Genomic DNA, 13,242 nt, shown 5'->3' with positions numbered 1-13,242 from the left:
AGCCATGCCATGACCGCGCCGATTCCCCTCTCGCCGCCGCGCCTGCACCAATTGCCGGGCACCCTGGTGGCCGGCGCCACCGATGTCGGCCCCGTCCGCAGCAGCAACGAGGACAACTACCTGCTCGACGAGGCGCTCGGCCTGGCCATGCTGGCCGACGGCATGGGCGGGCACGCCGCCGGCGAGGTGGCTAGCGCCGGCGTCCTGAGCGAGCTGCGCGCCTACCTGGCCGAGCACGCGCCCGCCCTGCCGGCGGCGATCGCCGACCCGCAGCACGCGCTCGATCCCGACGCCACCTGGTCCGATCCGGCGGCGGGCGCCATGCGCCTGCTGCACGCGGCCGTCACCCATGCCAATGCCCGCCTGTACGCACAGAACCGCGCGCGCAACCGCGCCGACGGCGGCGGCATGGGCAGCACCCTCACCGGCTTCTGGCGCCCCTCCGCGATGGCGCCCCTGGTCGCCTTCCATGTCGGCGACAGCCGCCTGTACCGCCTGCGCGGCGGCGTGCTGGAACAGCTCACGCGCGACCAGACCCTGTACCAGCAGGCGCTCGAGAGCGGCATGTTCGACCGGCTGCCCGCGCGCAACCTGCTGCTGCAGGCGGTCGGGCCCTCGCCCGCCGTCACGGCCGAGGTGCGTTCGCACCTGGTCGTTGCGGGCGACGTGCTGATGCTGTGCAGCGACGGTCTGCACGGCAGCGTGCCGCATGGAGACATCGAGGGCGCGCTGGCGCTGTCCACCGTCCACAACCTCGATGCGGTCTGCGCACGCCTGATCGAGATGGCGAAGGTGTATGGCGGGCGCGATAACATCACGGTGGTGGTGGCGCTCTGCACGGGCGGCCACGAAGGCTGATGGCGCCTCAGGGCCGCCGGTCGTCCCAGCCGTGCACCGCCCAGCGGCCGTCGAGCAACGCCGCGAACGCGTGCCGCGGCGGCAGGCCGGCGCAGATCGCCAGGCACGGCGCGACCTGAACCGAGCCCTCGCTCCACCATGCGCTTTCGCCGCTTCCCGGCCGGTCGCCGCCATCCACAAGGGTCACACGCGGTTCGCCTGCCGCGCGGGCATGCAGCGGCGCGTGAGCGGCGGCCGACGGCGGGCCGCCCAGCGCCATCAGCGCCGCATCGAAGGCATCCAACGCGAAATCCTCGTCCAGCACCGACAAGGCCAGCGCTTCGAGCCCTTCGAACCAGCCCGCGTGCACGTCAAGGAGGGACGGCGCCCCGTCGAACGCGGCCGCCAGCAGCAGCGGAAAGCAGCGTCCGACCCGGTCGTGGCTCGGCATCATGACGCCCGCCCAGGCCTGCGCGCCGCAGACGCCGGGGGCCGCCACGAAGCGCCACAAGGGGCTGCTCAGCCAGGTCGGCAGCCAGGCCTCGCCGAGGTCTGCCCTGCTCTGCAGCAGGCCTTCCTGCAACCAGGCGTCGAAGCGGTGGCGCACGGCTGGCGGCATCCGGCGCGCGACGAAGTCGCCATGGCTGGGCAGCTTGCCGAAGAAGCCCGGGGCCGTTGTCTGCGAACGCGCGCTCACCAGCCCGCCGGGCAGCGGAAGCCCTCCAGGGTCTCGCGCCGGAACGGGTTGATCACGCTGCTGGCGGTCAGCTGATAGCTCATCCTGCGCCCGTCGAGGTCGAACCCGAGCGTGTAGCGCTCGCCCTGGGCGCCCGGCTGCAGCGTGCCCTTGTCGATCATGCGGAACCAGGCCCAGGGCCCTTCGCTGCGCAGCTCCGTGCGCAACGGCGGCGTCGCTTCGAACTGCACCTGGCCGCCGCCCTTCCCGGAGGGCAGCGTCACCGGCACCGGGCGCGCCGGGGTGCCGGGCGCGTACACCACCTGCTGGCCGTCGATGTCGAGCACCACCTTGGCGAGCGCCGGGTCGCCCGCCTGCGGCGCCAGCTCGAAGCGCAGCGAAGGCTGGCGGCCGCCGCCGCTGAAGAACATCTCGCGCACGCGGGCCGCGCGCTGGAAGGCGTTCAGCACGTCCTGGCCGATACCGAGCGGCGCACTTCCCGTGTCGCGCCAGCGCCACTGGGCGCCCGCCATGTCGACCTGCGCGGCCAGGTTCTTGGTGAAGAAGTCGTCCATCAGGCCGCCCGGGCCGAAGAAGCGCCCGAAGTCCTCGAGTGTGGCGTCGCGGCCGGCGCCGCGCACCAGCGGGTACCGGCCGGCGATGGCGTCGCGGCAGAAGTTCGCGCCCTCGGCCGCCCACAGCGCGCGCAGGCGCGCCCGCTCGCTGCCCAAGGTCAGGTTCGAGCCTGCGCTGTCGACGTTCTGCAGCATCTCGCCCAGCGGCGGCGGCGTGCCTTCGGCGGCGCGCTTGATCTTCTGTAGCGCCTCCCCGCCCGGCGCCGGCGTGCCGGCGCGGCGCGCGCGGTCGGCGGCGTCGAAGAACTGCGAGGCATCCTTCAGCAGCGCCAGCTGGGCGTCGAGCGGCCCCGGCGCATCCGGCGTGCCGACCAGCTTGTGCAGCGGGGCGAAATGGCGGTCGACCGGATTGGCCGACTCGGGCTCCGGCGGCGGCGCCTCTTCGGCGCCGAGCGCCGCCTCGAGCTTCTTGCGCGCCTCGGACAGCTTGTTGCGCACCGTCGCGTCGAGCGCCACCGGCGACTTCGCCGCTACCGACTCCAGCTTGGTTTCGCGCGCCGCCACCGTGAGGAAAGCCTTGAGGGGCGAGTCGGCGCCGGCCAGCGCATTGGTGATGCGCGCGCCCTGGTCGAGCGAGGAGAACGGCGCGATGCGCACGTCGCCCAGCAGCGCATCCCAGGCCCGGATGTAGTCCGCGTAGTAGAGGCGCAGCACGGCCGCGTTCATCTGCTCGCCCGTGAGGGCGCCGAGCGCGCCTTCGGCCTCGCGCCGGTCGAGCACCCAGCTGTCCTTGGCGATGTCGGCCAGCGCCGCCGGCGCGCCCGCGAGCAGCGCCCGGTAGCCGGCCACGCTGTACAGGCCCGGCACGCCGCGCGTGAGCGCCTCGCCGCTTTTCCGCGCCAGGAGCGCCGAGACATCGCGCCCGGCCGCGCGGTTGACGCTGATTTCCGGCAGGCGCGCGGCCGCCACCTTGCGTTTCAGGCGGTTGTAGACGCGCTCCGGCAGCGGCATCAGCGCCAGGGTCGAGCGCACCTTGGCCACCAGGGCGGTGTCGAGCGCGGGCGGCGCGGCCGCGGCATTGGCAGGGTCGAGCAGCGCGCCGATGTGGGCGGCCAGCTCGTCGCGCTGGGCGGGTGTCGCCTGGGGCAGGCTGCGGCGCCAGTCGACGTCGAACCAGGCCTGCACCGATTCGGGTTCGAGGTGATTCGGCTGGCCCAGCATCAGGTAGACGCGCAGGGTTTCGTAGAGCTGCTCCTGGTTGTTGGCGTCGCCGCGGCGCAGCACCTCTTCCAGCCGCTCGGTCATGCGCGGCAGCAGGGCCGAGCGCAGCAGGCGTCCATAAGCCAGGCGCGCGCCGGCGCCGAGCTTGTCGCTCTGGTTCAGGCCGAAGCGGTCGAGCAGCGGCGGGCCAACCAGGCGTTCCTCATAGCCGCCGGGGAGCGTGCGCGCGGTGTTCAACATCGGCAGCGCGTCGAGCACCGTGCCGCCGCTAGGCGCCGAGGCCACCAGTTTGGCCAGCGCATCGGTGCGGGCATCGACTTCGTTCACGGTGCGCAGGTTGCGCAGGTAGCTGGTGGCCAGCGCGGCGCCGAGCAGCAGCACGGCCAGGGCGGCGGCCGCGGCGCCGATCCAGCGCAGGCGGCGGCGCCGCTCTTCGAAGCGCGGGTCGATGCCGGCCAGGCCCGCCTCCTTGAAGATCAGGTCGCGCAGCAAGGCGGTGATGAAGTAGCTGCGCCCGCTGACCGCGTTCGGCGGCAGCACCTTGCGGTCGAGCCCGAAGCTCGCGGCCAGCGCGCCCATCACGCGGTCGATCGGATTGCCCTCTTGCGTGCCGCTGGTGAAGTAGACGCCGCGCAGCTGCGCGCCCTGCTCGAAGCGGGTCGGCTCGAACACGGCGTCGAGGAAGCCCTTCAATACCTCGCCCAGGCCGGCGAACTGCTGCGGGAAGCGGTACAGCAAGGCGCGCCGCTGCAGGTCGCGCTCTTCCTGCAGGCGGTTCAGCACGCGCGCCTGCAGGCGCTGCTCGAGTTCCAGGAAGCGCGCCGGGAAGGCGGCCAGCGCGGCCGCGCCGGCGCCCTCCCTGGCGTCGAGCGGAAAGGTCACGCCCCAGACCTGGGCCCGCTCCTCGCGTCCCAGCGTATCGAAGAACTCCATGAAGCCGGCCAGCAGGTCGCACTTGGTCACCGTGACGTAGATCGGGAAGCTGCTGCCGAGGCGTTCGTGCAGCTCCTTGATGCGGGCCCGGATCGCCAGCGCCTGCGCCTGGCGCGCGGCCGGCCCCTGCTGCAGCAGGTCGGCCACGCTCAGGGCGACGATGATGCCGTTGATCGGGCGGCGCGGCCGATGTCTTTTTAACAGCCCGAGGAAGCCGTGCCAGCCGGCCTGGTCGACCTGGGCATCGCTGTCCTGGGTCGTGTAGCGCCCCGCCGTATCGAGCAGGACGGCGTCGTCGGTGAACCACCAGTCGCACTGGCGCGTGCCGCCGACACCGCCGATGGCGCCCGGCCCCATGCTGTCGGCCAGCGGAAAGCGCAGGCCGGAATGGAGCAAGGTCGTGGTCTTGCCGCTGCCCGGCGCGCCGACGAACATGTACCAGGGCAGCTGGTACAGGTACTGGCTGCCCCACGGCTGCTTGCCCGGCGCAGCCTTGCGCAAGACCGCCATCGCCTGCTGCATGCGCTGCTGCAGGGCCGCCTGCTCCTGCAGGGCGGCCGGTGCGCTCGCAGGCGAATCGGCCGGCGCCAGTGTGTTCGCGGCCGCCAGGCTTGCCATCAGGCGCCGGTTCGCCAGGTGCGCGGACAAGGCCTTGCCGCCATACCAGAGCGCCCAGGCCGCGAACATCAGCAGGATGAAGAACCAGCGCACGCTCGACGAGGCAAAGGGCTCCTTGCCGTCGAAGGCGAGCAGCGGCGCCTCGAACCAGAACACCAGCGCCAGCAGCGCCACGCCGATCAAGGCGAGCACCGGGCGCTTGAACAACGGGGAAAACAGACGTTTCATGATCTTCCGCCGCAGCGGCCAGTAGTCTAAAGAACGGTTCGGTATGCAGCGCCAGGGTTGGCTAGGGTTGGCTAGGGTTGACTCACTGGCGCCAGCACCACCACGTCCACGCGGCGGTTGCGCGCGCGCCCGGCCGGGCTGTCGTTCGGCACCAGGGGTTCTGCGTCGCCGCGCGCCTCGACGCTGTAGCGCGACGCCGGGCCGGCGCGTGCCGCCAGCGCATCGAGCACGCTCTGGGCGCGCGCTTTCGACAGGTCGTAGTTCGACGGGAAGCGCGCCGAGACGCCGGGCCGCGTATTGTCGGTGTGGCCGATGACGATCACCTTGCCGGGCAGGGTCGCCAGCGCCTCGCCGATGCGCGCCAGCAGCCCCGTCATGCCGGCGTTGACCTCGGCGCTGCCGGAACCGAACATGCCCTCGCCGCGCAGGGTGATCATGGTGCGCCCCGCCGTCTCGCTGACGGTCACCAGACCCTGCGCCACCTCCGGCGCCAGGAAGCCGGCCACGCGTGATGGCGCCGCCGGCGCGGCAGGTGTCACGGGCGCGGCCGGCGCACGCTCCTGGCGCAGCGCGGAGAGCTTGGCGAACACCGGGTCGGAAGCGCGGTTCAGGATGGTGGAAGCCGTCAGGTGCGCCGCCAGCAGCAGCACCCCGGCGACCGCGGCCAGCACCCAGACCGGCGTGCGCCGCAGCGGCGAGGCGCTCGGGGCGGCGGCGCCGCGCCAGTGCGGCGACAGGTCGGTTTCCAGCGGGCCGCGGTGCTGGCGGATCAGGGCCAGCAGGCGCTCGCGCAGGGTCGCCAGCTGCGCCTGGCCGCCCTCGACCAGGCGGAAGCGCCCTTCCAGGCCGAGGGCCAGGCACAGGTACATCAGCTCCAGCAAATCCAGGTGCTGAGCCGGATCCTGGCTCAGGCGCTGCAGCACGAGGAAGAATTTTTCGCCGCCCGAGGCCTCGTTATGGAAGGCGACCAGCAGGCTGCGCGAACCCCAGACCCCGCTGCCCCAGGCGGTGCCGGCGATCGCCTCGTCAAGCAGGGTGCAGAGCGCGTAGCGCGCGGCGGCGATGGCTTCGAGCGGCACTTTGGCGGCGCGCGCCTCGGTCTCGAAAGTGCGGATGGCCTGGGCCAGCCGTTCGCGTAGCTGGCCCAGATCGGGCGGCTGGGCGGTGAAGCGCAGCGGGACGACCAGGTCGAGCAGCGGGTTGGCCGCGCGCACCAGCGGATTGAGGCCGCTGTCCGGCGGCACCGCATGCACCGGCACCGCGGTGTCGGGCGGCGGCGGCGTGGCCGCTGCGGCCTGCGCCGGCGCGCGCCGTCCGCCAGGATTCAGCACCAGCATGGTCGCATCCGGATCCTGCTTCGGTACGGGTGGCTCCTGTGTGCTCATGGCGCTCTATCTCCTGATGGCCCAGAACTGCATCTGCAAACCCGGGAAGTCGCCGGCCACGTGCATCGCAAAGCCGGCCGACTGGTGCAGGTGCTGGAAGTATTCGCTGCCGCTGTCGAGTTCGAAATAGGTATGGCCGGCATAGAACGGCAGCTGGCGCGGCGCCACCGGCAAGGGGCGCAGCCCGATGCCGGGCAGCTGCAGGTTGACCAGGTCGCGGATCTTTTCCACCGAGCCGATCTTGACCTGGGCCGGAAAGGCGCCGCGCAGGGCTTCCGGCGGCATGTGCGCGTTCACCACCAGCACGAAGACCGCCGAACGCAGCAGCTCGCGATCCGGCACCACCGCAACCCGGATGCCGAACTGGCGCTCGTCGAGCGGAATCGGCACGGCGCCGGTGTCGAGTACGGTCGAGAGCGCGCGCCGCAGGTCGGCGATCACGGGCGCGAAAGTCTCGCCGAGCGCGTCATGGCGATAGATCGGGTAGGCGGCAGCGCGCTTGCCTGGTTCGGTGAAAGTGGCCAGCTCGCCGGCCAGCGAGACCAGCGTCGCATACAGGGTCTCGGGATGGATGCCGCTGGCCCCGGCCAGGTGGATCATCAACGGCTCCACCCGGTTCAGCAGCTGCAGCAGCAGGAAATCCTTGATTTCGGCGGCGCCCGCGGTGCCGGGCTGCGACAGGCGCGCCGCCAGCAGGTCGCCACGCGCATGCAGCAGGCCCACCAGCTCGTCGGCGAAGGCCGCCAGACGCGGCGCGGCGCGGTAATCCAGGCACGGCGGGCTGTACTCGGGATCGATCACCAGCCGGTCGTCGGTGCGGCGCTCGACGATGCGCGCGACGCCCAGCGTGGCATAGGCGTTGGCCACTTGCGGCGCCAGCGCCAGGCGCAGGCGCAGCTTGCCGATCTGGACGGAGGCGCTGTTGTCCAGGCCATTGCTGTCCCAGACCTCGTAGTCGTCGCTGCGGTGGCGTGCGAAGTTGTCGACACCGTCGCCGTCGGCCACCTCGGCGACGCCGTGGCGGCGCAGGGGCAAGGCCAGCACCACCGCCACGTTGCGCGCATCCGGCGGCAGGTCGAGCGGCAGCGGCAACTCGTCGTCGGCAGGCAGCATGAAGGGCGTCCCGTCGGGCAGCACGCCGCTGCAGGAGCGCAGCGCCAGCTTGCCCAGCGCCAGCTGGTGCTCGTCGATCTGCAGCTCCGAGAAGCCCCAGCTATAGGGGCGCAGCGCGCCGACCCGGGTCTCGAGCTGGCTTTGCCAATAGCGGTCGTGCTGCTGCAGGTGCTGCGGCTGCAGCAGCATGCCTTCGGACCAGACCACCTTGTTCTTCCACGCCATGGTGCCCTTTCAGATAAGGATCAATGCGAATGAATGAGGAGGACTGCGACGCTCACCCCTTGGCCGCGCGCAGGCGCGCTACCTGCTGCTCGTAGGCCTCCGAAAATCTTTCGCCGTACAGGCGCTGCAGGTCGTCGTCGGCCTCGCGCGCAATCTCGCCGTACAGCTCCACCAGCCGATCCCACATCTTCGCCTTGCGGTTCGAAGACAGCATCTTGTCCATCACGGTCGGCACGGCCAGGCGCGCCTCGATGCGGGCCGGGTCGAAGCGGTGCAGCACCGCGCCCAGGGCCGCGCGCATGCCGGCGATGACGGCCAGCTCGTGGGCACGCAGGTCGTCGAAGGCGCTTGCCATGGCTTCGCGCGGCGGCATGTAGCCGGCCATCGCGCCCGTCAGCATCTGGGTCAGCGCCGCGTCGGGATTTGGGAAGAACTTGAGCGGGTTGTTGGAGCGGATCGACAGCATGGTCATCTCGATCCGGCTTTCCTTCTTCGTGAGCGCGCGCGCCATCAGCACGTCGATGGTACCGGCGGTGGCCTCGCGCAGCATGGCGCCGACCAGTTCGGCGACTTCGGTGGCTGGACGCTGCAGCTTGAGGTCGGGCAGGCCCAGGCCGCGCAACAGGGCTTCCAGCACGGCGTCGTCGGCACCGGCGGATGCAGGCGGCGCGGATTGTACGGGAGCGGCCGCGGGTGCAGGTGCAGGTTCAGGTGCAGGCACGGCCGGCGGCTCCGGCGCCACCACCGCGGTGGCATCAAGATCCGTCTCGACCGGGAGCGGCGCCGGCGCGGGCACGGGTGCGGATGCAGCCGGTGGCGCTACCGGAGCGGGCGCCGCCGCCGGCGCGGCCGGGAAGAAATCGGCCAGCGGATCGTAGTTGTCCGGGATGGCGAAGCCGCCGGAGGATGGGGCCATCGCGGGTGCGGGTGCCGGCGTGGGCGCCGGCGCGAGCGGCATGGCCGCCAGCTCCGGCGACACATGGTCGCTCTCGGCCGCCCGCCGCGGCGCTTGCGGTGCCGCGCCGAACAGGTTCAGGCCGAGCGGATCGCCGCCCGCCCCCTGGCCGGGCCCGACGTCGAGGATGCTGGCGTACGCCAGCGCATCGACATAGGCCGGCGCCGCGGCCGGCGCCGGCGGGGCCGGTGCAAAGGCGCCGAAATCCAAGGGCGGCAGCTGCACCGGCGCCGGCGGCGGGGGCGGTTCGAACAGGGGCAGCGCGGCGTCGTTGACGGGCGCCGGCGCCAGCGGCATGGCCGGCGGCGCCGCCTCGATCACCGCCTGCAGAAGATAGTCGCCGATCAGCACGCGGTCGCCGTGGGCCAGCGCCACCTGGCTGCCCTTGCCGAGCGGGCGGTCGTTGACCACGCTGGCGTTGCTGCCCAGATCCTCCAGCATGAAGCTGCCGCCCTGCGCGAACACCCGCGCATGCACGCGCGAGATGAACTTGCTGGGGTCGTCCAGCACCAGCGCGTTCTCGGGCGAGCGGCCGATGCTGCCGCCCGCCTCGGTGAAGCGCACGGCGGGCGCCGGCGGCACCGGCTGGTTACGGAAGGTGAGAATACGCAGGGTCAGCGGCATCGTGTCTCAGGGTTGCTCAGGGTTAGCTACGCGCACTCGCGCGAAAAACATTAATTGATCTGCACCAGCGCGCCGCCGATCGTCATCACGCCGCCGGCCTTGATGTCCATCATCGCGCCCGCCGAGACCTTGGCGTTGGCGTCGGCGGCGACCTCGATCTCGGGCGCCTTGATCGTGATCTTGGCGGCCTCGATCTTGATGCTGCTGCCGCCTACCTTCAGTTCGATCGAGGTGCCCGCCTCGATGACGATGGTGGTGCCGACCTTGACGTCCTGCTTGCCCTTGATGTCCACGCTCTGGTTGTTGTCGACCGTTTCGAACTGGTCGTGGCCCACCTTCAGGGTCTGGTCGTTCTTGATGTCGATGGTCTGGTTGCCCTTGTCGGCGGTCTCGAAGCCGACCTTGAGGGCATCGTTGTTCTTCACCACGCGCAGGAAGTCGCGCTCGGCGTGCATGAAGATTTCCTCCTTGTCCTTCTTGTCTTCGAAGCGCAGCTCGTTGAAACCGGCGCCGCCTTTCGAGGACTGGCTCTTGACGGTCGATTTGGTCTGCTCTCCCGGGAGTTCGTATGGCGGCATGGCGTCCGAGTTGTAGACGCAGCCCGTCACCAGCGGCCGATCCGGGTCGCCTTCCAGAAAGCTGACCACCACTTCCATGCCGATGCGCGGCACCGCCATCGCGCCCCAGCCCTTGCCGGCCCAGCCCTGCGCCACGCGCACCCAGCACGAGCTGTTCTCGTCGTCCTTGCCCAGCCGATCCCAGTGGAACTGCAGTTTCACGCGGCCGTACTTGTCGGTCCAGATCTCTTCGCCCGCCTTGCCGACCACGATCGCCGTCTGCGGCCCGTGCACGATCGGACGCGCGACCGTGGCGGTCGGCCGGTAGGGGAAATCGTGTCCGATCGCGCTCAGGCTGCAGCTCACCTCCAGCGCTTCCGCGTCTTCGCCGCTGCCGTAGCCGCCGTCGCTGATGTGGTAGCGCGCAGCCGTGACCAGGTACCGGCGTCCGTCCGCGCCGCCCGGATCGTGGTCGAGCGCGAACAGGCCGCCCGGATACAGGCCGCGCGCGTCGGTAGTGGCCGCGATCTCCTCGGTCTGGCCGTGCAGGCGCTGCAGCCGCGCCTTGGCGAGCACGTCGCCCTCGCGCGCCTCGGCGTACCGGCCCGGGTAATCGTAGACCTGGTAGTCGGCCTGGCCGAAGCCGGCTTCGATCTGCGCGCTCGCCTGCAGGCCGCCGCTGATGCTGGCGCCGGCCTTTTCATAATTGAAATCGTTCAGCACACATTGGCTCGACTGGATCTCGCCGGACGCGCTCCATTGGGTCACGCTCTCCTCGCGCAGGCCGGTACGGTTGCGCTCGGGCGCGAACTTCAGGCTGTCGTAGCCGTCGATCGGCGCATGGGTGTTCGAGGCGTCGCACAGCACCATCGTGTGGCTGTCGGCCGTATAGGTGAAGTGAAAATAGATGCCGGCGTCTTCCAGCAGGCGGCAGACGAAATCGAAATCGGTCTCGCGGTACTGCACGCAATACGGCAGCGCCGCGTAGTCGCCGGTCAGGCAATGGAGGTCGAGCGAGGCCGCGCCGCCGTACTGGGCGCACACTTCCTTGACGATGTCGGGCACCGACTTGTCCTGGAAGATGCGCGAATCGGCGCGCTTCTTCAACAGCCACAGCCAGGGATGCACGACGGCCTCGTAGGCGGCCAGGTCGCCGCTGGCGCCGAGGGCGCCGAAGCGCGTGACGATGCCGTGGAAGTGGCGCGACCCGCCGCCAGTCAGCTCCATCTCGACGCCCATCGGTTTGCCCAGCACGTCGGCGATGGCGATGGCGCTGTCGGTGCTGAGCAGCTGAATGCGGAAGACCGGCAGGCGTCCGAGCCGCTCGTCGGTCGTCATCGAACGAAACAGCAGAGCGTCGGGGCCGAGGGCGGACGTGACGGCAATCTGGCGATGCGCTTGGATGGGTCGCATGGTGTCGGCGCTGGTCAGGGGATCATGGTCTTGGCGGTGCCCGGCGTGCTGAAGGCGATCACGCCGCCGTAGTTGCACAGGCATTTCGACACGTTGTCGAGCGCCGGCATCTTCCCGATCGTGACGGTCGGTGCGCCGGTCACCCAGGGCGAGGCCGTGGCGGGCACGCAGGGCATCGGCGTGAGCACGCCCTGCGCGGCGGCGGTGGCGGCGGCGACCGCCGGATTGGCCATCGAGCTGCAGACGCCGAAGGGCTGGATGTTCACCAGCGGTTTGTGATCGAGGATGTTGGCCGCGGGCGGGCCTTCGCACAGCACCTTATTGGCGGGCAGGACGACCAGCGAGGACGGCGCCGCGCCGAAACTGCAGGTCATCATCGCTCCCATCGACACCTGATTCGGCATGTCCTGTCTCCCGTACGCCGCACCCCATTTGTTCAATAAGTATGGGGGAAGATGTACATCGTTGCAATATTTTGATTTAAGCTCGCAGCATCTTCTTCGGCAGGAGTGCACATGTCCAGAAAACCGCATACCGCCCGTACGCATGCGCGCCGAGCCCCGCTCGAGACAGCCCTGCGCGAGGCCATCGGTGCGCACCGGAGCGGCCGGCTGAACGAGGCCGAGCGGCGCTACCGCGCCCTGCTCGCAGCGGCGCCCGATCAACCGGATGCGCTGCACTTCCTCGGCGTGCTGCTGCACCAGCAGGGCCGGCGCGAAGCCGCGCTCGCGCTGATCGGGCGCGCGCTCGCCGCGGCGCCCGGCTACGTCGACGCCCGCAACAACCTCGGCAACGTGCAGAAGGAACTCGGCCTGGCCGATGGTGCGGAACAGAGCTTTCGCGCGGTGCTCGCCGCCCGTCCGGAATATGCGCCGGCCTGGAATAACCTGGGCGTCGTGCTCAAGGCCCAGAATCGCGGCCGGGAAGCGGTCGAGGCCTACCGGCGCGCGCTCGCGCTGGCGCCGGACTTCGCCGACTGCTGGGCCAACCTCGGCAACGCGCTGCGCGCTCTCGGCGACCTGCAGGAGGCGATGACGGCCTATTGCAAGGCCATCGAACTGGCGCCGCAAAGCATCGACGCCTACCACAACCTCGGCCAGGCCCTGGTGTCGAGCCGACGCACGGCCGAGGCGCTGGAGGTCTACCGGCGCTGGCAGGCGCAGCAGCCCGACAACCCGGCGATCGCGCACATGATCGCGGCCGTCGGCGGCGACCCGGCGCCCGGCCGCGCCAGCGACGCCTATGTGCAGACGACCTTCGACCGTTTCGCCAGCAGCTTCGACGAGGTGCTGAGCAGCCTCGATTACCGCGCGCCGGCGCTGTGCGGCGCGCTCGTGGCCGAGCTCGCCGGCGCGCCCCAAGGATTGCTCGACGTGCTCGATGCCGGTTGCGGCACTGGCCTGTGCGCGCCAATCCTTGCGCCCTGGGCGCGCGCGCTCGACGGCGTCGACCTGTCGCCGAAGATGCTGGAAAAGGCGGCCGCGCGCGGCGGCTACCGCCGCCTGGACGCGGCCGAGCTGACCGCCTGGCTGGCGACGCACCCGGCTAGTTACGACCTGGTCGTCTCGGCCGATACCCTGTGCTATTTCGGCGCGCTGGAAGACGTGAGCACGGCCGCCGCGTGCGCGCTGCGGCCCGGCGGCCTGCTGGTCTTCACGGTCGAGGAATGCGCGGGCGACGGCGCGCCGCCCTTCCGCCTGAATGCGCACGGCCGCTATAGCCATGGCGAGGCATATGCGCGCGGCGTGTTCAAGCAGGCCGGCCTGGAGGTGGCCGCGCTGCGGCGCGCCGTGCTGCGCACCGAACTGGACGCACCCGTGGGCGGGCTGGTGATCGGGGCGCGCCGGGCGGCCTGAGCCGGCGCGGCGCCGCCGATGCGGGT

Annotated in this window: 9 protein-coding genes; 2 read left to right on the top strand and 7 right to left on the bottom strand. The window is 71.0% G+C overall.

Translation table 11 applies throughout. The features are described 5' to 3' along the window. Positions 1 to 9 precede the first annotated feature (9 nt). Positions 10 to 858, top strand: a complete 849-nt coding sequence (locus tag ASF77_RS04490; protein ID WP_082493550.1) for a PP2C family serine/threonine-protein phosphatase — start codon at positions 10 to 12, stop codon at positions 856 to 858. 7 nt (positions 859 to 865) lie between these two features. Here the strand turns inward: ASF77_RS04490 and tagF are convergent, their stop codons facing one another. From tagF to ASF77_RS04455, 7 genes are all read right to left on the bottom strand, one after another. Beyond that, positions 866 to 1,534 carry a type VI secretion system-associated protein TagF gene (gene tagF, locus ASF77_RS04485; protein ID WP_082493549.1) on the bottom strand — a complete coding sequence of 223 codons (669 nt, stop codon included), beginning with the start codon at positions 1,532 to 1,534 and terminating at the stop codon, positions 866 to 868. Then, positions 1,531 to 5,088 (bottom strand): type VI secretion system membrane subunit TssM, encoded by a 3,558-nt coding sequence (gene tssM / locus ASF77_RS04480; RefSeq protein WP_056334985.1) that lies wholly within the window; start codon positions 5,086 to 5,088, stop codon positions 1,531 to 1,533. Before tssM ends, tagF begins: the two co-directional genes overlap by 4 nt. A 71-nt stretch (positions 5,089 to 5,159) precedes the next feature. After that, positions 5,160 to 6,473, bottom strand: a complete 1,314-nt coding sequence (gene icmH / locus ASF77_RS04475; RefSeq protein WP_056334982.1) for a type IVB secretion system protein IcmH/DotU — start codon at positions 6,471 to 6,473, stop codon at positions 5,160 to 5,162. A gap of 6 nt (positions 6,474 to 6,479) precedes the next feature. Then, positions 6,480 to 7,811: a type VI secretion system baseplate subunit TssK gene (gene tssK / locus ASF77_RS04470; RefSeq protein WP_056334980.1), complete on the bottom strand. Its 1,332-nt coding sequence runs from the start codon at positions 7,809 to 7,811 to the stop codon at positions 6,480 to 6,482. Positions 7,812 to 7,863: 52 nt separating this feature from the next. Next, on the bottom strand, positions 7,864 to 9,390 hold the full coding sequence (gene tagH / locus ASF77_RS04465; RefSeq protein WP_056334977.1) for a type VI secretion system-associated FHA domain protein TagH: 1,527 nt from the start codon (positions 9,388 to 9,390) through the stop codon (positions 7,864 to 7,866). Positions 9,391 to 9,440: 50 nt separating this feature from the next. Continuing rightward, on the bottom strand, positions 9,441 to 11,360 hold the full coding sequence (locus ASF77_RS04460; protein ID WP_056334970.1) for a type VI secretion system Vgr family protein: 1,920 nt from the start codon (positions 11,358 to 11,360) through the stop codon (positions 9,441 to 9,443). A 14-nt stretch (positions 11,361 to 11,374) separates the two neighbouring features. Continuing rightward, a complete protein-coding gene (locus ASF77_RS04455; protein ID WP_056334966.1) occupies positions 11,375 to 11,764 on the bottom strand; it encodes a DUF4280 domain-containing protein in 390 nt (129 codons plus the stop codon). A 111-nt stretch (positions 11,765 to 11,875) separates the two neighbouring features. On the opposite strand from ASF77_RS04455, the gene ASF77_RS04450 reads away from it, so the two are divergent. Then, the gene (locus ASF77_RS04450; RefSeq protein WP_056334964.1) at positions 11,876 to 13,216 is read left to right on the top strand and encodes a tetratricopeptide repeat protein; all 1,341 of its coding nucleotides are present in this window, start codon (positions 11,876 to 11,878) and stop codon (positions 13,214 to 13,216) included. The last annotated feature ends 26 nt before the right edge of the window (positions 13,217 to 13,242 follow it).

Origin of the sequence: Massilia sp. Leaf139 (assembly GCF_001424165.1) — a bacterium.
Taxonomy (GTDB): Bacteria; Pseudomonadota; Gammaproteobacteria; order Burkholderiales; family Burkholderiaceae_D; genus Telluria.
The sequence above is the reverse complement of the archived record's forward strand: the minus strand, read 5'-3'. Positions and strand labels throughout refer to the sequence as shown.